At 73.0% G+C, this 17,256-nt stretch carries 15 protein-coding genes; 14 read left to right on the top strand and 1 reads right to left on the bottom strand.

Translation table 11 applies throughout. The features are described from left to right. Window positions 1-7 precede the first annotated feature (7 nt). The 14 genes from OG413_RS35920 (at window position 8) to OG413_RS35855 (ending at window position 16,561) form a co-directional block, all read left to right on the top strand. Window positions 8-820, top strand: coding sequence for a 2-amino-3,7-dideoxy-D-threo-hept-6-ulosonate synthase (locus OG413_RS35920; protein ID WP_266812823.1), 813 nt, complete (start codon window positions 8-10; stop codon window positions 818-820). Beyond that, the gene (locus tag OG413_RS35915) at window positions 817-1,920 is read left to right on the top strand and encodes a 3-dehydroquinate synthase II (protein WP_266812822.1); all 1,104 of its coding nucleotides are present in this window, start codon (window positions 817-819) and stop codon (window positions 1,918-1,920) included. The genes OG413_RS35920 and OG413_RS35915 overlap by 4 nt, the downstream gene beginning before the upstream one ends. Before the next feature lie 95 nt (window positions 1,921-2,015). Next, window positions 2,016-3,791 (top strand): class I adenylate-forming enzyme family protein, encoded by a 1,776-nt coding sequence (locus OG413_RS35910; RefSeq protein WP_266812821.1) that lies wholly within the window; start codon window positions 2,016-2,018, stop codon window positions 3,789-3,791. Between the two features lie 148 nt (window positions 3,792-3,939). Continuing rightward, the gene (locus OG413_RS35905) at window positions 3,940-4,956 is read left to right on the top strand and encodes a methyltransferase (RefSeq protein ID WP_266812820.1); all 1,017 of its coding nucleotides are present in this window, start codon (window positions 3,940-3,942) and stop codon (window positions 4,954-4,956) included. Then, window positions 4,953-6,833 carry an FAD-dependent monooxygenase gene (locus OG413_RS35900; RefSeq protein ID WP_266812819.1) on the top strand — a complete coding sequence of 627 codons (1,881 nt, stop codon included), beginning with the start codon at window positions 4,953-4,955 and terminating at the stop codon, window positions 6,831-6,833. Before OG413_RS35905 ends, OG413_RS35900 begins: the two co-directional genes overlap by 4 nt. Beyond that, the gene (locus tag OG413_RS35895; protein ID WP_266812818.1) at window positions 6,830-8,509 is read left to right on the top strand and encodes an FAD-dependent monooxygenase; all 1,680 of its coding nucleotides are present in this window, start codon (window positions 6,830-6,832) and stop codon (window positions 8,507-8,509) included. Before OG413_RS35900 ends, OG413_RS35895 begins: the two co-directional genes overlap by 4 nt. Beyond that, complete coding sequence (locus OG413_RS35890; RefSeq protein WP_266812817.1) at window positions 8,506-10,470, top strand: FAD/NAD(P)-binding domain-containing protein; 1,965 nt, start codon at window positions 8,506-8,508, stop codon at window positions 10,468-10,470. Before OG413_RS35895 ends, OG413_RS35890 begins: the two co-directional genes overlap by 4 nt. Beyond that, the gene (pcaB, locus tag OG413_RS35885) at window positions 10,467-11,930 is read left to right on the top strand and encodes a 3-carboxy-cis,cis-muconate cycloisomerase (protein WP_266812816.1); all 1,464 of its coding nucleotides are present in this window, start codon (window positions 10,467-10,469) and stop codon (window positions 11,928-11,930) included. The genes OG413_RS35890 and pcaB overlap by 4 nt, the downstream gene beginning before the upstream one ends. Before the next feature lie 14 nt (window positions 11,931-11,944). Further along, window positions 11,945-13,168, top strand: coding sequence for a methionine adenosyltransferase (metK, locus tag OG413_RS35880; protein ID WP_266812815.1), 1,224 nt, complete (start codon window positions 11,945-11,947; stop codon window positions 13,166-13,168). Between the two features lie 28 nt (window positions 13,169-13,196). Beyond that, window positions 13,197-14,180 (top strand): carbohydrate kinase family protein, encoded by a 984-nt coding sequence (locus OG413_RS35875; protein WP_266812814.1) that lies wholly within the window; start codon window positions 13,197-13,199, stop codon window positions 14,178-14,180. Continuing rightward, window positions 14,177-15,109, top strand: coding sequence for a methylenetetrahydrofolate reductase [NAD(P)H] (metF, locus tag OG413_RS35870; RefSeq protein WP_266812813.1), 933 nt, complete (start codon window positions 14,177-14,179; stop codon window positions 15,107-15,109). The genes OG413_RS35875 and metF overlap by 4 nt, the downstream gene beginning before the upstream one ends. A gap of 71 nt (window positions 15,110-15,180) precedes the next feature. Continuing rightward, window positions 15,181-15,615 carry a nuclear transport factor 2 family protein gene (locus OG413_RS35865; RefSeq protein ID WP_266812812.1) on the top strand — a complete coding sequence of 145 codons (435 nt, stop codon included), beginning with the start codon at window positions 15,181-15,183 and terminating at the stop codon, window positions 15,613-15,615. 191 nt (window positions 15,616-15,806) lie between these two features. Then, entirely contained in the window at window positions 15,807-16,235 is a 429-nt protein-coding gene (locus OG413_RS35860) for a hypothetical protein (protein WP_266812811.1), read from the top strand. After that, on the top strand, window positions 16,235-16,561 hold the full coding sequence (locus OG413_RS35855) for a hypothetical protein (protein ID WP_266812810.1): 327 nt from the start codon (window positions 16,235-16,237) through the stop codon (window positions 16,559-16,561). The genes OG413_RS35860 and OG413_RS35855 overlap by 1 nt, the downstream gene beginning before the upstream one ends. 74 nt (window positions 16,562-16,635) lie before the next feature. On the opposite strand, the gene OG413_RS35850 is transcribed toward OG413_RS35855, so the two are convergent. Beyond that, on the bottom strand, window positions 16,636-17,154 hold the full coding sequence (locus tag OG413_RS35850; protein WP_266812808.1) for a hypothetical protein: 519 nt from the start codon (window positions 17,152-17,154) through the stop codon (window positions 16,636-16,638). Window positions 17,155-17,256: the final 102 nt, after the last annotated feature.

Genomic DNA, 17,256 nt, shown 5'->3' with positions numbered 1-17,256 from the left:
GTGCCTGATGAGAACGTCCTCCACCGGAAAGTCCCTGCGCCTGGCCCGGCTGTCCCGCCACCAGGACGGGCGCTACCTCTTCGTCCCGCTCGACCACTCGGTGTCCGACGGTCCGATCACCGCGGCCGGCGCCTTCGACGGGCTGATCCGTGATGTCGTCGCGGGCGGTGCCGACGGCATCGTGGTCCACAAGGGCCGGGCCCGCGCGATCGCGCCCGAACGGCTCGCGGGCTGCTCGCTCCTGGTCCATCTCAGCGCCAGCACCGCGCACGGCCCCGACGTCAACGCCAAGGTCCTGGTCGGGGACGTCGAGGATGCCATCCGGCTCGGTGCCGACGCGGTGAGCGTGCACGTGAACATCGGCTCCGACACCGAGGCCGAGCAGCTGGCGGATCTCGGCGCGGTCGCCGCCGCGTGCGACCGCTGGGGCATGCCCCTGCTGGCCATGATCTACCCGCGTGGCCCCCGGGTCACCGACCCCTACGACCCCGTCCTGATCTCCCACGTGGTCAACATCGCCGCCGATCTCGGCGTGGACATCGTCAAGACCGTGCTCGCCTCGCCGGTCGAGCGCATGGCCGAGGTCGTCGAGAGCTCCCCGCTGCCGATCATCGTGGCGGGCGGCGGCGACAGTACGTCCAGTCTGGCCGGCCTCGCGGCCGTCGCGCTCTCCGCCGGATGCAGCGGACTGGCCGTGGGACGGCGCGTGTTCGGCTCTCCCAACCCCCGCGCGACCGTGCGGGAACTCGCGCAGATCCTGCACGGACCCAGCAGTCCCCCCGTACCCGAACCCTCCTTGCGAATGGCAGGTGCTCTGTGAAGCTCAGCTGGATCGACATCCGCTCCGTCGGATCGGCCAAGGAAGCGATCGTGGAGGAGGCGATCCACGCGCGTGTGGACGGCATCCTCGCCTCGGACCCGGCGGACCTGGAAGGTCTGCCGCCCACCGTACGCAAGATCCTCTTCCCCCAGGGGCAGCCGCTGCCCGCGGACTTCGGCTCCGCCGACATCGTCGTCGTCGAGCCGGGCAAGCACGGCGAACCCTCCGAACTGGCCCTGCTGCACCCCGACACCGAGTTCGGCCGGTACGTCGAGATCATCGACGCGGACACCCTGGAGGACGCCTGCCGGTCCGCCCGTACGGACCGCTGGAGCCTGCTGTACTTCCGCGATCCCACCAAGATCCCGCTGGAGATCGTGATCGCCGCCGCCGCACGGTCCGAGGGCAGCCTCGTCACGGTCGCCCAGGACGTGGAGGAGGCCGAGATCATCTTCGGTGTCCTGGAACTGGGCTCGGACGGCGTCCTGATGGCCCCGGCGGCCGTGGGCGACGCGACCGCCCTGCGGCGGGCCGCGGAAGCCGGTGTGGATGACGTGCAGCTCGTCGAGCTGGAGGTCACCTCCACCGCACACGTCGGGATGGGAGACCGGGCGTGCGTGGACACCGCCACGTATTTCCGGGAGGACGAAGGGATCCTGGTCGGCTCGACGTCCAAGGGCATGATCCTGTGCGTCAGTGAGACGCACCCGCTGCCCTACATGCCCACCCGGCCCTTCCGGGTCAACGCCGGCGCCATCCACTCGTACACCCTGGGGCAGAACGAGCGCACCAACTACCTGAGCGAGCTGAAGGCCGGCAGCAGGGTCACCGCAGTGGACATCCACGGCAAGACGCGGCTGGTGACGGTCGGCAGGGTGAAGATCGAGAGCCGTCCGCTGATCCTGATCGAGGCCACGGCTCCCGACGGCCGCACCGCCAACCTGATCCTCCAGGACGACTGGCACGTCCGGGTCCTCGGACCGGGCGGCAAGGTCCTCAACAGCACCGAGCTGAAGCCCGGCGACAAGGTCCTGGGCTATCTGCCCTCCGAGGACCGCCACGTCGGCTACCCGATCAACGAGTTCTGCCTGGAGAAGTGAGCGAGGAGACGGAGAACGACGCGGCGGCGGCCGGACACGGCCGCCGCCCGACACCGACCGGGCACCGGCCGCCGTACCACGAGAGAGGCACACGCATGAACATCCTCCGGACCCAGCGGTCCGCCGCGCAACGCCTGCGTCTGACGCTCGACCGGCAGTTGGGCGCCGGAAACTTCTTCTGGCACGCCTGGCGCGTCGCCACCGACCGGGACCGGCCGCTGCTCTTCCACCCCGATGTCACCTCCGACACCTGGGACGAGGGCGAGCTGCCCGGATACTCCCTCAACGACCTGCGGATCACCGTGATCCGGTACGCGCACTGGTACCGCGCCCACGGAGTGCTCCCGCACACCCACGTCGGCGTCCACACCCGGAACGGCCTGTACGGACTGCTGCACCACATAGCGATCACCAGCCTCGGCGCGGTCGCCGTGCACTGCAATCCCAAGATGCCCGTCGACACCGCCGCCGCATACTTCCGGCGCACCCGCACGACCGTGCTCGTCGGCGACGCGGACCTGCTCGCCGGGTGCGTCGGGGCCTGGGAGCGGTCGGGCACGGCCCCGCACAAGAGGATCCTGACCGAGGACATCCGCCGCCTCGACGAGACGGCGCCGCGGCCTTCGGGTCCGCTGCCCGGATTTCCGTACGCCCACCGGGGCGACGACCTCGTGATGATCTCGCACTCCTCGGGGACCACGGGCCGGCCCAAGGCCCCCGTCTTCACCCACGCCTCCTTCTTCGACGGCAAGCGCGAACGGCTGTGGACCTTCCCGTCCCTGACGTCGGACCGGATGCTCACCGCCCTGCCGCACAGTCACTCCGCGGGCATCAGCTATCTGAGCCTGGCCCTGCTGCTGGGCATCCCCACCCTGGTCCTCGACGGCGCGGACGGGACGTCGGTCGCGCGCGCCGTCAACCGCTTCCGCCCGACCTTCGTCCTCGGCTTTCCGCTGACCCTGGCGGAGATCGACGTCGCCGAGGTCACCCCGTACGCCGCCCAGTCCATCCACACCTGGAACGGGATGGGCGACGCCTCGCACGAGCGGCACATCCGGCCGCTGACCGCGCTCGGCATGCGGCGCGAGGGACGCCGCCGGGTCGCGGGCTCGCGGTACGTCGACGGGCTGGGCTCCTCCGAGATGGGCATGGTCCTCTTCCGTACCGTCTACACGCCGGCGACCACCGAGTACGGCCGGCTCATCGGCCTCCCGGTCAAGGCCGTGCGCGACGCGGCGGTCCTCGACGAGCGGGGCAGGCCGCTGCCCGACGGGCAGGCCGGACTCCTCGGCGTGCGCACGCCGAGCGTGACCCCCGGCTACTGGGACGACCCGTCACTGAGCCGGGACTCCCTCAGCAACGGCTACTTCCTGACCGGTGACGTGGTCCGCCGGGACACCGACGGCCGCTGGTACCACCTGGACCGCACCCCCGACGTGATCCACACCGAGGGCGGCCCCGTCTACAGCCTCCCCCTGGAGGAGTCGGTGCTGCTGACCACACAGGCCCTGGACGCGGCCGTCGTCGCCGTCGAGGACCCCGACAGCCCGGGGGCGTCGCGCCCGGCCGCCGTGGTGCTGTTCGGCGACGACGTGCCGCGCTCCGCGCGGGACCTGCTGGACCTGTGCAACGTCGAGCTGGAGGGGAAGGGACTCGCCCCGCTCGCCGCCCTCGTCGTGGCGGCGGACCGCACCGCGCTGCCGGTGGGCCCCACCGGCAAGATCCTCAAGCGCCTGCTGCGCGAGGAGCACGGCCCGGTCCTGCGCCGCCCCGCCGGGGGCCCCGTGGCACACCACCACACCGCACCGCCCGCTGTTCGCGCCCCGGAACCCGCCGGCGCCGGACAGGACGCCCGCCACGGGACGGCCTGACACCCAGCGACGCACCCCGCCGGACGGCCTGAAACCCAGCGACGCACCCCGCCGGACGATCTGACACCCAGCGACGCACCCCGTCGGACGGCCTGAAACCCAGCGACGCACCCCGCCGGACGATCTGACACCCGAAAGGATCCGACCCGTGCCCGACGTGCATCCCACGCGCCGCGTGGTGGACCTCCTCACCGGCGCCTGGCAGGCCCAGGCGCTCCACGCGGCCGCCGTACTCGGCCTGCCCGACCACATCCACCGCGGCCGCAGCACGCCCGCGGAACTCGCCGACGCGACCGGCTGCGAGAAGGACGGCATCGAACGACTGATGCGCCTGCTGACCGCCATGGGCGTCTTCACCGGCGGGAGCGACGAGGGCTACCGGCTCACCGAGGTCGGCGACCTGCTCCGCACCGACCACGACCGTTCCATGCGGGACATGGCCGTCATCTACGGCGAGGAGTTCCACCGGGCCTGGGGCGCGGTGGTCCCCGCAGTCCGCACCGGCGTCTCCGGGTTCCGGCACGCCTTCGGCGTCACCCTCGGCGAACACCTGGCGGCCGACCCCGAAGCCGCCGCGGGGTTCCAGCGGGCGATGAACGCGGGCAACGTCTTCTTCCAGGACGTCCTGGAAGCCCACGACTTCGCGGCCGACCACACCGTCGTCGACGTCGCCGGCGGGGGCGGCATGCTGCTCTCCACGATCCTCGCCGCCCACCCGACGCTGCGCGGCGTGCTGCTCGACCTGCCGCACGTCGTCCCGGTCGCCGACGCCCACCTGACGCGGGAGCTCGGTACCGGCCGGCACCGCACGGTCGCCGGAGACATCTTCGAGAGCGTTCCCGGCGGCGGAGACGTCTACCTGCTGTCACGGATCCTCCAGGACTGGGACGACGAGCACTGCCTGCGTCTGCTGACCTCGATCCGGCGCGCGATGCCCGCCTCGGCCCGGCTGCTGATCGTGGAGCGCGTCATCCCGACCGACGGCTCGGCACTGCTGCCGCTCCTGTGGGATCTGCACCTGCTGATGGCGGCCGGCGGCCGGGAGCGGACGCTCGACGGCTACCGGTCGCTGCTCGACGGCGCGGGCCTGGGCCTGGAATCCGTACGGGAGATGTCCCTGGAGACCAGCCTGCTGACCGCGGTCCCGGCGAAGGAGCACCGGTGAACGCGAACCCCCGGCCCGACCACCACGTCCCGGTGCTGATCGTCGGCGGTGGAGGTTCCGGGCTGACCGCCTCCCTGGCCCTGTCCGACCTCGGCGTCGGCTCGCTGCTGGTCGAGCGCCACCCGTCCACGTCCGTCCAGCCCAAGGCGCACATCCTCAACGCCCGGACCATGGAGATATTCGCGCACCACGGCGTCGCCGAGGACGTCTACCGCGAGGGATCGCCGCCCGAGAACTGCGGGGCGATGGTGTGGCTCTCCAGCCTCGGCGGGGACGAACCGTACGACCGGCAGGTGCTCCACCGCACCAGCGCCTACGGCGGCGGGGAACTGGCCGAACGCTACGCCCTGGCCTCGGCCCAGCCGCACGCCAACCTCGGCCAGCGCTGGCTCGAACCCCTGCTGCGCCGGCACGCGGAGAAGCGCGCGCCCGGCGGCCTGCTCTTCCACCACGAGCTGACCGCCCTCGACGAGGACCCCGACGGGGTGACCGCCACCGTCCTGGACCGGGGGAGCGGGCGGACCTCCACCGTGCGCGCGGCGTACGTGGTCGCGGCGGACGGCGGCAAGACGATCGGCCGGCTGCGTGGCATCCCCATGGAGGGCACCCCGACCTTCCTGGAGTGGATCAACCTCCATGTCAGGGCGGACTTCTCGCCGTTCATCCCGTACGACGACGCGGTCGTCAACCGGGTCTCCAGCCTCTCGGAGGACGGCACGCTGGAGCACTGCGGGGTGGTGCCGATGGGGCCCGACCGGTGGGGCCGCCACTCGCGGGAGTGGACGCTGATGTTCTCCCGGCCGCCGGGGGCCGAGGGCGCGGCGGCACTCGACGACGAGACGATCGTCACGATGGTGCGGCGTACGCTCAAGCTGCCCGACGGCCACCCGATGGACGTCGAGAGCATCAGCCGCTGGCCCGTGGAGGGCACCGTCGCCCGGCGGTTCCGCTCGGGACGCGTCTTCCTGGTCGGCGACGCCGCCCACCGCCACCCCCCGTCGGGAGCCCTGGGGCTGAACACCGGGGTGCAGGACGCCCACAACCTGGCGTGGAAGCTGGCGCTGGTCCTGGACGGAGCGGCGGACGACGCGCTGCTGGACACCTACGAGTCCGAGCGCCGTCCGGTGGCCCGGCGCGTCGTCGAACGCGCCCTGTTCTCGCTCTTCAACCAGATCGCGTTCACCGCCGGCACGGGCGTGGTGCACGGCGCCCACCCGGACTGGAACCGCGCCCAGATGACCGCGCTGTTCTCCGACACCCCGGACGGCGAGACCCGCCGGGCCGTTCTGCGCGAGTACTTCGACACCAACCGCATCACCACCGCCCACCTGGGCCTGGAGATGGGGTACGACTACGCCGGAGCGGACTCCGTCACCCCCGACGGGACCCCGCGCCCCCGGCAGGACCCGCTGGGGCTGCACTACCCGCAGACGGCCCGGCCCGGCTCCCGGCTGCCGCACGCCTGGCTCGTCGAGGACGGCAGGCGGACCGCCACCCACCGGCTGCACCGCGCGCCCGGCTCGTTCCTGCTGCTCGCGGGAGACCGGGGCGCTGCGTGGGTGGAGGCCGCCCGACTGCTGTCACGACGGCACGGCGTCAGGATCGACGCGTACGCCGTGGGCGCCGAGGGCGCTCCGGCCGACGCCGAAGGCCGGTGGAAGGAGTTGCGGGGCCACGACGAGGACGGCGTGGTCCTGGTCCGCCCGGACGGGTTCGTGACGATGCGCGGGCACTCCGCGTGCGCCGACCCCCTGCGGGCGGTGGAGGAGGCGCTCCTGACGGCGCTCGGCCGGGGCCGGGAGGTCTCCGCGGGCCGGAGCCCGCAACCGGTCTGCGCCCGGCCGGGACCGCGCACCGAGGAGGGCGACGCCGGATGAACGGCCCCACCCGTACACCCGTCGCGATCGTCGGCGGCGGCCCCGTCGGCCTGATGCTGGCGCTCCTGCTGGACCGCCACGGCGTACCCTCCACCGTGTTCGACGGCGCGCAGGCCCCGCACGGGACGCCCCGCGGCAACACCCACAACGCCCGGACCATGGAGCACTACCGGCGGCTGGGCATCGCCACCCCGATACGCGCCCTCGGGCTGCCGGGCGAACACCCCGCCGACATCGCCTACTTCACCCGGTACAACGGCCACGAGCTGTCCCGGCTCCCGCTGCCCTCACGGAATACGAGGATGCGTCAGGTCGGCCGGGCCCCCGCGACCGACCAGTCCCCGGAACCGGTGCACCGCGCCAACCAGATGTACGTCGAACGCTTCCTCGCCGAGCACGTCCGCACCCGGCCGAACATCACCCTGCGTCTCGGCCGGACGGTCACCGGCCTCAAGCAGGCGGCCGACCGGGTGACCCTGCGCACCGAGGACGCCGCCGGACGCGTCCACGACGTCGCCGCGAGCTACGCCGTCGGGTGCGACGGGGGCCGCAGCTTCGTGCGGCGATCCCTCGGCGTCCACTACGAAGGCCCCGGCTCCCTCGACCAGGAGGTGCTGGGCCGCCGGGCGACCGCCGCCCACCTGCGGCTCCCCACGTTCCACCGGGACGTCATGAAGGGGACCAGGGCCTGGAGCTACTGGGCGCTCAACAGCGAGCTGGTGATGAACCTGATCGCGCTGAACGGAGAGGACGAGTTCTTCCTGCTGACCAGCTCGGCGGACCCGGACCGCACCGGCCCCGGCCCGCTCGCCGACCTGGTGCGGCGGGCGGCGGGCACGCCCCTGCCGGTCGAGGTGCTCGGTCACCGCCCGTGGACGCCCGGGGCGGCACTCGTCGCCCAGCGGTTCACCGTCGGCCGGGTCCTGCTCGCCGGGGACGCCGCGCACCTGTTCACGCCCAACGGCGGATTCGGGATGAACACCGGCGTCGACGACGTGGCCAACCTCGCCTGGAAACTCGCCGGTGTCCTCCAGGGCTGGGGCGGGCCCGGCCTGCTGGCCTCGTACGAGAGTGAGCGCCGGCCGATCGCCCGCCGCAACACCACCGCGGCCCGCGAACTGAACGCCGGGCTCGGGGCCGTCGAACGGCCCCCGGCGCTGGAGGAGGACGGCCCGGCAGGGACGGCGGCGAGAGACCGGACCGGAGACCTGCTGCGGTGCTACGGGGAGCGGACCCACTCCCTGGGCGTGCAGCTCGGCGCCCGCTACGACGGCTCGCCGCTGGTGGCCGAGGACGGTGAGCCGCCCGCCGACTCGTGGGGCACCTACACCCCCTCCGGCGTGCCCGGCGGCCGTGCGCCGCACCTGTGGCTGGACGCGTGGCACGGACAGGGGAGTTCGCTGTTCGACCGGTTCGGCACGGGCTGGACCCTGCTGCGGCTGGGCGGGCGCGCACCGGACAGCAAGCCGCTGGAGGCGGCGGCGCATGCCCGCGGGATGCCTCTGACGCTCCTGGACGTCGACGTCGCCGACGGACGGGACCTGTACGGACGCGATCTGGTCCTGGTCCGGCCCGACCAGCACATCGCGTGGCGCGGCAACCGGCCGCCCACCGACCCGGAGGAGCTCATGGCCAGGGTGACCGGATCGCTGTCCAGGACAAGAGGTGCGGCATGAGCGGCGCCACGGCGTTGGAGATCGGCATCGTCGGGGCCGGTCCGCGCGGACTGTCGGTGCTGGAGCGGATCTGCGCCAATGAGCGCGTGTCCGCCGCGCACCGCCCGGTGGTGATCCATCTCGTGGATCCGTATCCGCCGGGCGCGGGCCGGGTCTGGCGCACGGACCAGTCACGGCTGCTGCTGATGAACACGGTGGCCTCGCAGGTGACGGTGTACACCGACGCGTCGGTGGAGGTGGACGGGCCGGTCGAGCCCGGCCCCAGCCTGTACGCGTGGGCGCGCACCGCCGGTTCGGCGGCGAGGGACCGGCAGGCGCGGGCGGAGGCGCGGGAACTGACTCCGGACGCCTACCCGACCCGGGCCCTGTACGGCCGCTATCTGCGGGACGTCTTCGAGCGGGTGCGGGCGAACGCGCCCGCGCACTGCACCGTCGTCGAACACCGCACCCGTGCCGTCGCGCTGGCCGACGACGGGCCGCTGCCCGGCGGTCCCCAGACGCTCGTCCTCGCCGACGGGAGCCGCCTGACAGGCCTGGACGCGGTCGTCCTCTCCCAGGGCCATCTGCCCGCGCGGCCCTCGCAGGAGGACGCCGCGTGGTCGCGGACGGCCCTGGCGCACGGCCTGTCGCACTACCCGCCCGCCAACCCGGCCGATCTCGACCTGTCCGAGGTGAAACCCGGGCTGCCGGTGCTGATCAGGGGACTGGGCCTGAACTTCTTCGACCACATGGCGCTCCTCACCCGCGGCCGGGGCGGCTCCTTCGTCCGCCGCGGCGAACGGCTCGTCTACCTGCCGTCCGGCCAGGAGCCCAAGGTGTACGCCGGATCGCGCCGCGGCGTGCCGTACCACGCCCGGGGCGAGAACCAGAAGGGGGCTTTCGGCCGGTACGAGCCGCGGCTGCTGGACACGGACACCATCGGGGCGCTGCGCCGACGGGTGGCCGACGGGGAGCGGGTGCGCTTCGCCGCCGACTTGTGGCCGCTGATCGCCAAGGAGGTGGAGTGCGTCTATTACGAGACCCTGTTGGTTTCCCGGGGACGGGCCGAGCACACACCGGCGTTCGCCGCCTCCTATCTGACGGCCTCCGCCGCGACCGCCGCCGACCTGCTCGACGCCCACGGGATCGAGGACGCCGCCCGCTGGGACTGGGACGCCCTGGCCAGGCCCGCGGGGGGCCTGCGCTTCCCCGGCCGGGCGGCCTGGCGCCACTGGCTCCTCGGCCGCCTGGAGCAGGACATGCGCGAGGCGCGGGCGGGCAACGTCGGCAGCCCGCTGAAGGCCGCCCTCGACGTGCTGCGCGATCTGCGCAACGAGATCCGCCTGGCCGTCGACCACGGCGGGCTGGAGGGCAACTCCTACCGCGACGAACTCCAGGGCTGGTACACCCCGTTGAACGCCTATCTGTCGATCGGGCCGCCCCTCTCGCGCATCGAGGAGCTGCACGCGCTGATCGAGGCGGGCGTCGTGGAGATCCTCGGGCCCGGCCTGAGGGTCGACATCGACCTGCACGGCGGCCGTGCGGCGTTCATCGCCCGGTCCCCGTCGGTGGACGCCGAGCCCGTCCAGGCGTCCGTGCTGATCGAGGCCCGGCTCCCGGAGCCCGATCTGCGGCGGACCGGGGACGCGCTGCTGACCCATCTCGTGACGACTCGTCAGGTCACCCCGTACCGGTTGGAGGGCGCCCGCGGCACCGCCTACGAGTCGGGGGGCCTCGCGGTCACCGAGCGGCCCTACCGGACCGTGGACGCCCGCGGCCGGGTCCATCCGCGCCGCTTCGCCTACGGCGTGCCCACCGAGGCCGTGCACTGGGTGACGGCCGCCGGGATCCGGCCGGGCGTGAACTCGGTGACGCTCGGCGACTCGGACGCCATCGCCCGCGCCCTGCTGGCACTCGCCCCCTCCCGAGCCGTGTCCCCGGACGCGGCCCCCGGCAACGGCCTGATGGAGGTGGCGACATGACGGGGGCGGGGCATCGGTTCGACGGCGGACCGGATGCCGGACTGCTCTCGCCCGTCCGGGTCGGCACGCCCGTCGAGGAGGCCGTAGGCGAGAGCGCCTGGCTCCAGGCCATGCTCGACGCGGAGGTCGCGCTCGCGCGGGCCCAGGCGCGGCTGGGTACGGTGCCGGAGGCGGCCGCCGAGGCGATCGCCCGCGCCGCCCGCGCCGAGCGGTTCGATCCGAGGGCGTTGGCCCTGGCCGCGCGGGAGACCGCCAACCCGGTCGTCGGCCTCGTCCGCGCCCTGACCGCGGCGGTGGCTGCCGAGAACCGGGACGCGGCGGAGTACGTGCACCGCGGATCGACCAGTCAGGACGTCCTGGACACCGGCGCGATGCTGGTGTGCCGGCGCGCGCTGGACCTCGTCCACTCCGACCTGGTGCGCACCGCCGGGGCCCTGGCGACGCTCGCCGACGAGCACCGGGACACCGCCATGGCGGGCCGCACCCTCGCCCTGCACGCCGTACCCACCACCTTCGGGCTCAAGGCGGCGGGCTGGCGCGGCCTGGTGCTGGACGCCGCGGCCCGGATCGCGACCGCGAACCGGGCCCTGCCCGTCTCCCTCGGCGGCGCCGCCGGAACGCTGGCCGGGTACCTCCAGTACGCCGACGGCGCGGGCCCCGACGACTATCCGGACCGCCTCCTGGAAGCCTTCGCCGCCGAGACCGGACTGGCCCGTCCCGTGCTGCCGTGGCACGCCCTGCGCACCCCGGTCGCGGACGTGGCGGCGGCACTCGCCTTCACCGCGGGCGCCCTCGGGAAGTTCGCCGTCGACGTCCAGGTGCTGGCCCGCACCGAGATCGCCGAGGCCGCCGAACCGGACGTGGCCGGCCGCGGCGGCTCCTCCGCGATGCCGCACAAGCGCAACCCGGTGCTGTCCACGCTGATCCGCAGCGCGTCTCTGCAAGTCCCGTCCATGGCTAGTGCGCTGACACAGTGTCTGGTCACGGAGGACGAGCGCTCGGCGGGCGTCTGGCATGCCGAGTGGCTGCTCCTGCGCGAGTGCCTGCGGCTGGCCGGCGGAGCCGCCCGGACCGCCGCCGAACTGGCCGACGGCCTGACGGTCCGGCCCGAACGCATGCTGCGAAACCTGAACATGACGAACAGTCAGGTCGTTACGGAGCGGCTGGCCGCCGTCCTGGCGCCACGCCTCGGCCGCACCCGGTCCAGGGAACTCCTGACCGCCGCCTCGGTCACCGCCGACCGGCGGGGCCGCCCCCTGGCCGAGGTGCTGCGGGAACTGCCGGACGTGACCGCGCACCTCACCGGCGCGGAGCTGACCCGACTGCTCGACCCCACCACCTACACCGGGGCCGCGCGGGCGTTGGTCGCCCGAGCGCTCGCCGCACCCGAACCCCACGCCGCACCCGAACCCCTCGCCGCACCCGGGCGGTCCACCGTGCCCGAACCGTCCGCCGATTAGCCGGAGGAGCTGTGATGTCCCGTCGTCTGTTCACCTCGGAGTCCGTGACCGAGGGCCACCCCGACAAGATCGCCGACCGGATCAGCGACACGGTCCTCGACGCCCTGCTGCGCGAGGACCCCACCTCCCGGGTGGCGCTGGAGACCCTGATCACCACCGGGCAGGTCCACATCGCGGGGGAGGTCACCACGCGCGCCCACGTCCCCATCGCCCGCCTCGTGCGCGAGGCCATCCTGGCCATCGGCTACGACTCCTCCGACAAGGGCTTCGACGGCGCGTCCTGCGGGGTGTCGCTCTCCATCGGCGCACAGTCGCCCGACATCGCGCAGGGCGTCGACGGCGCCTACGGGACACGCGCGGGAAGCGGTGCCGCCCGGGGCGAGGACGACGCGCTGGACCGGCAGGGCGCCGGGGACCAGGGCCTGATGTTCGGCTACGCGACCGATGAGACGCCGACCCTGATGCCGCTCCCCATCGAGCTGGCCCACCGCTTGTCGCGCCGGCTGTCCGCCGCCCGGCGCGACGGCTCGATCCCCTATCTGCGGCCCGACGGCAAGACCCAGGTCACCATTGAGTACGAGGGCAGCCGGCCGGTGCGGCTGGACACCGTCGTCGTCTCCTCGCAGCACGCGCCCGGCACGGACCTGGACAAGCTGCTCGCGCCCGACATCCGCGAGTTCGTCGTCGAGCACGTGCTGCGCGAGGTGGCCCAGGACGGCATCAAGCTCGATACCGAGGACTACCGGCTGCTGGTCAACCCCACCGGCCGCTTCGAGATCGGCGGGCCGATGGGCGACGCCGGACTCACCGGCCGCAAGATCATCATCGATACGTACGGGGGCATGGCCCGGCACGGCGGCGGGGCCTTCTCCGGCAAGGACCCCTCCAAGGTGGACCGTTCGGCCGCCTACGCGATGCGCTGGGTCGCCAAGAACGTCGTCGCCGCCGGCCTCGCCCGCCGATGCGAGGTGCAGGTCGCCTACGCGATCGGCAGGGCCGAGCCGGTGGGCCTGTTCATCGAGACCTTCGGCACCGCGTCCGTACCGGCCGACGCCATCGAGAGGGCCGTCACCGAGGTGTTCGACCTCCGCCCCGCCGCGATCATCCGCGACCTCGACCTGCTCCGCCCGATCTACGCCCGGACGGCGGCGTACGGCCACTTCGGCCGCGAGCTGCCCGACTTCACCTGGGAGCGCACCGACCGGGTGGACGCGCTGCGCCGGGCCGCCGGCCTCTGACCACCCGCCGTACGGCCGAGGAGGCCCCATGCGCATCACAGTCACCGGTTCGATAGCCACCGACCACCTGACGGTCTTCCCCGGCCGCTTCCGCGACCAGCTGCTCCCCGACCGGCTCGACCACGTCTCCCTGTCCTTCCTGGCCGACACCCTCGACGTCCGGCGCGGCGGCGCCGCCGCCAACATCGCGACCGGCCTCGCCCGGCTCGGGCAGAGGCCGGTCCTCGTCGGGGCCGCGGGCAAGGACTTCGCGGAGTACGCCGCCTGGCTGGAGAGCGCCGGGGTGGACACCGGATCGGTGCGGGTCAGCGAGACCCTGCACACGGCCCGCTTCCTGTGCACCACCGACGCCGACCACCGCCAGATCGCGACCTTCTACGCCGGTGCGATGGCCGAGGCCCGGCATATCTCGCTGGCCGCCGTCGCCCGACGCGTGGGAACCCCCGACCTGGTGGTGGTCGCGCCTAACGACTCCGCGGCCATGCTCCGGCACACCGCGGAGTGCCGGGCACTGGGGATCTCCTTCGTCGCCGACCCCTCGCAGCAGCTCGCCTGGCTCGACAGGGAGGAGACCCGCCGGCTCGTCGTCGGCGCCCGCTACCTCTTCACCAACGCCTACGAAGCCGCCTTCCTCCTGGAGCGCACCGGCTGGACCCGGGACGAGGTCCTCACCCGGGTCGGCGCGTGGATCACCACGCACGGCGCCGACGGCGCGGAGATCGCCCGGCAGGGCGAGCCGGCGGAACGCGTGCCGGCGCTGCGTACACCGGACGCCGTCGACCCGGCCGGTGTGGGCGACGCACTGCGGTCCGGCTTCCTCGCCGCCGTCGCCCGGAACCTGCCGCCCGGCACCGCCCTCCGGCTGGGCTGCGCACTGGCCACGATCGTCCTGGAGTCGGCCGGCACCCAGGAGTACAAGGTCGTGCCCACGGACCTGCTGAGCCGCGTCCTCGACGCCTACGGGCCCGGCGAGGCCGCCGCACTGGAGCCGCTCCTCGGGGAGCTGCCGTGACCGCCCCCGCTCCAGCCCCCGCCCCCGCACCAGCGCCTCCCGTCCCCGCCGGGCACCGGGCACCGCGGGGACGGGAGGAGAGCGGCCCCTCGTTCTCGTTCGAGTTCTTCCCGCCGCGGACGGAGGCGGGAACCAGGACGCTGTGGCAGACGATCCGCCGCGTCGAGGCTCTCTCGCCCACCTTCGTCTCGGTCACCTACGGCGCCGGCGGATCCTCCCGGGACCGCACCGTCGAGGTCATCCGGCGGATCGTCGCGGAGACCACGCTGCGCCCCGTCGCCCATCTCACCGCGGTCGGCCACTCGGTGGCGGAACTGCGCCGGATCATCGGGGAGTACGCGGCGGCGGGCGTACGCGACGTCCTGGCTCTGCGGGGCGATCCGCCGGGCGACCCGACGGCGCCGTGGCACCCCCACCCCGAGGGGTTCAGCCACGCCCACGAACTCGTCTCGCTGGTACGGCGGCTGGGCGACTTCCGGGTGGGCGTCGCCGCATTCCCCGAAAAGCACCCGCGCTCACCCGACTGGGAGAGCGACATACGGCACTTCGTCGCCAAGTGCCGGGCCGGCGCCGACTACGCCGTCACCCAGATGTTCTTCGACGCCGAGGACTACCTGCGGCTGCGGGACCGGATCGCGGCGGCGGGCTGTGACATCCCGGTCGTTCCGGCGATCATGCCCGCCACCGACGTTCAGCAGATCCGGCGGTTCGCCGAGCTGTCCGGCGCGACCTTCCCCCCGGCGCTCGCCGAGCGCCTTCGGGCAGCCTGCGACGACCCCGCCGAAGGCCACCGCGTAGGGGTCGCGCACGCCACCGCGATGGCCGACCGGCTGCTCGCCGAGGGAGCTCCCGGACTGCACTACATCACCCTCAACCGGTCCGCCGCGACACTGGAGATCCACCGGAACGTACGGAGCACACGCGGGTGACCCGCGCGGACCCTCTTCGTTGACCCTGCGGCGGCCGTCCGGCCACCGAAGGGTCAACGAAGGGCGCTCCCATGAACACCACCGAGACCGGCCCGGCGGAGGTCGTCACCCGGTTCTACGCCGCCGAGTCCGACTTCGTCGCGGCCGGCGGCCCGGGGCGGGCCGACTTCGCGGACATCGCGGCGTGCCTCGACCCGGACGTCGTACTCCACCAGGCCCCCGGCCTGCCGTACTCCGGCGACTGGCACGGCCCCGAGGGCATCGAACGGTTCATGGCGGTCATGGGGGAGTGCTGGAAGGCGGTCGAGGTCCTGGACCAGCGCCGCCTCGTCGACGGCCGGGATGTCGTCGTGACCAGCGAGGTACGGTTCGTGGCGCGCGATACCGGCCGGGCGTTGGAGACGACCATCGTCCAGCTGATCCGTGTCCGGGACGGCCGGATCGAGGAGTTCCGGCCCTTCTACTGGGACCCGGCCGCGGTACGCGGGGCCCTGGAGCCCGCCTGACAGGGATCCCCCATGATGCTGAGGATCCTCGTGGAGACCGGCGCCGGTCTCGGCCCGCGCCAGGGCGAGGCGTTCGGGCTCAGTGCTTCGGTCTCGTCGACGCCTCGTGACATCAGGACGCAGGTCGCCAACCTGCCTCAGGCGAAGGATGGTTACTGGCTGCCTCCGTCCTCGGGCCAGGAGAGAAAGGAGTGGATCGCACGATCCGTGAGCAGGCCGACGCACCTTGGGGGCTGCGCCCCATCTCGCCGGAGAATCTGCCGTACCGTCTCGGCGGCAGCCCCGACGAGACCTCCTTCGGCCCCATCGCGATCCAGGTCCGACGAGGTGCTGAAGTGCTCGGTTATGATCCGGACAATCTGACCGAACACCAGCGCGCCGTCGTCGAGGAGTCCCTCCAGGACCCCGGGCAGAACATCTTCATCGCGTCCGAATACCTGGCGCAGCTCAAAGCGGAGAGTGAGTTCGCCAACGTGCCCGCAGAGGAGATGACGTCCGCCCAGTACCGAGAACTTGCCGCGCGGTACAACGGCGGGCCCTACTGGGAGGACGACAAGGCCCAGGCGTACGGCCGGGGATTCAACAATGACCTCGATAACGCCGGGAAAGCACTGCGCTGATGTCCGAGCAGTTCGAAACCACGCGTGCGCCCGGGGACGACAGTGGCTGCCTTCGATGGGTCATGGCTGTACCGCTGACACTCCTCTACGCCATCGCGGCATTCTGTTGCTATACGGCGCTGATCACTCGCCCTTCGGGGAGCTGGGACCAGGACGCGTACGGTGCGATCACGCTGATGTGTTTTCTCGCCATCGTGGTCAGCGGCCTCGGACTGCTCGTCACGGTCGTCCCTCCCACGGTCCGGCGCGCGATGGGCCCTTGGTGGCTTGCGCCGCCGCTGATGCTCAGTGCGATCGCGGCGGCCCGGTGGGTTTTGGGAGCCTGACGGCTGTCCCATCACAGGACAGCCGTCAGGCCGGCCGGGACCACCTGGCGCTGACCCGCGCTCCGGAGGCCGCCCTACGGATCGAGGTGTCCGATGCGCGCGGTGAGCGGCGGTCGTCCGCACCGGGCAGTCTCGGCCGGTCCGGGCCCGCCGCGGAATCGGGCCGCGTCGAGCAGCGGGTGCGGCGCCACATCGTTCCGCACCTCGGAGCACTCCCCCTGAACGCCGTGGGCACCGACGTCCTCCGGAGCTGGAAGAAGCGGCTGGAACAGGAACTCGGGCCCGCCTCCGTCCGCCTCGTCCGGGCCACGCTGTCCAGCGTGCTCCAGGCCGCTGCCGAGAACCGCCGGCTCGCACGCAATCCGTGCCGTGCGAAGACCGTCCGGCCGTCGGCCGCTGCTCCGAGCAGACTGGAGGCATGGCCTCAGGACCACGTGCTGACAGTCCGCGCCGCCCTCCCGGACCGCCACCGGATCCTCGTGGGGACCGGCGCCGGTCTCGGCCAGCGCCAGGGCGAGGCGTCCGGGCTCAGCCTGGACGACTTCGACTTCAACTTCGACTTCGAAGAGGGAGTCGCCCACATCCGCCGCCATCGACGCCCTGTTTCAGCTAGCCGAGAAGGGAGCCAGGGACCGCTCCCGGGCCCCAAAGTCCCAGGGAAGTCCCACAGACCCCGTCACACCCCATCTGGCCCG

The organism is Streptomyces sp. NBC_01433 (assembly GCF_026340105.1).
Taxonomy (GTDB): domain Bacteria; phylum Actinomycetota; class Actinomycetes; order Streptomycetales; family Streptomycetaceae; genus Streptomyces.
Note: the sequence above shows the minus strand (reverse complement) of the source record. Positions and strands in the feature narration are given on the sequence as shown.

Coding starts and splice junctions, on each gene's coding strand:
- OG413_RS35920 (WP_266812823.1), top strand. CDS start 8: ATGAGAACGTCCTCCACCGGAAAGTCCCTGCGCCTGGCCCGGCTGTCC.
- OG413_RS35855 (WP_266812810.1), top strand. CDS start 16,235: ATGTCCGAGCAGTTCGAAACCACGCGTGCGCCCGGGGACGACAGTGGC.
- OG413_RS35865 (WP_266812812.1), top strand. CDS start 15,181: ATGAACACCACCGAGACCGGCCCGGCGGAGGTCGTCACCCGGTTCTAC.
- OG413_RS35895 (WP_266812818.1), top strand. CDS start 6,830: ATGAACGGCCCCACCCGTACACCCGTCGCGATCGTCGGCGGCGGCCCC.
- OG413_RS35875 (WP_266812814.1), top strand. CDS start 13,197: ATGCGCATCACAGTCACCGGTTCGATAGCCACCGACCACCTGACGGTC.
- OG413_RS35910 (WP_266812821.1), top strand. CDS start 2,016: ATGAACATCCTCCGGACCCAGCGGTCCGCCGCGCAACGCCTGCGTCTG.
- OG413_RS35890 (WP_266812817.1), top strand. CDS start 8,506: ATGAGCGGCGCCACGGCGTTGGAGATCGGCATCGTCGGGGCCGGTCCG.
- metK (WP_266812815.1), top strand. CDS start 11,945: ATGTCCCGTCGTCTGTTCACCTCGGAGTCCGTGACCGAGGGCCACCCC.
- OG413_RS35850 (WP_266812808.1), bottom strand. CDS start 17,154: ATGGCGGCGGATGTGGGCGACTCCCTCTTCGAAGTCGAAGTTGAAGTC.
- pcaB (WP_266812816.1), top strand. CDS start 10,467: ATGACGGGGGCGGGGCATCGGTTCGACGGCGGACCGGATGCCGGACTG.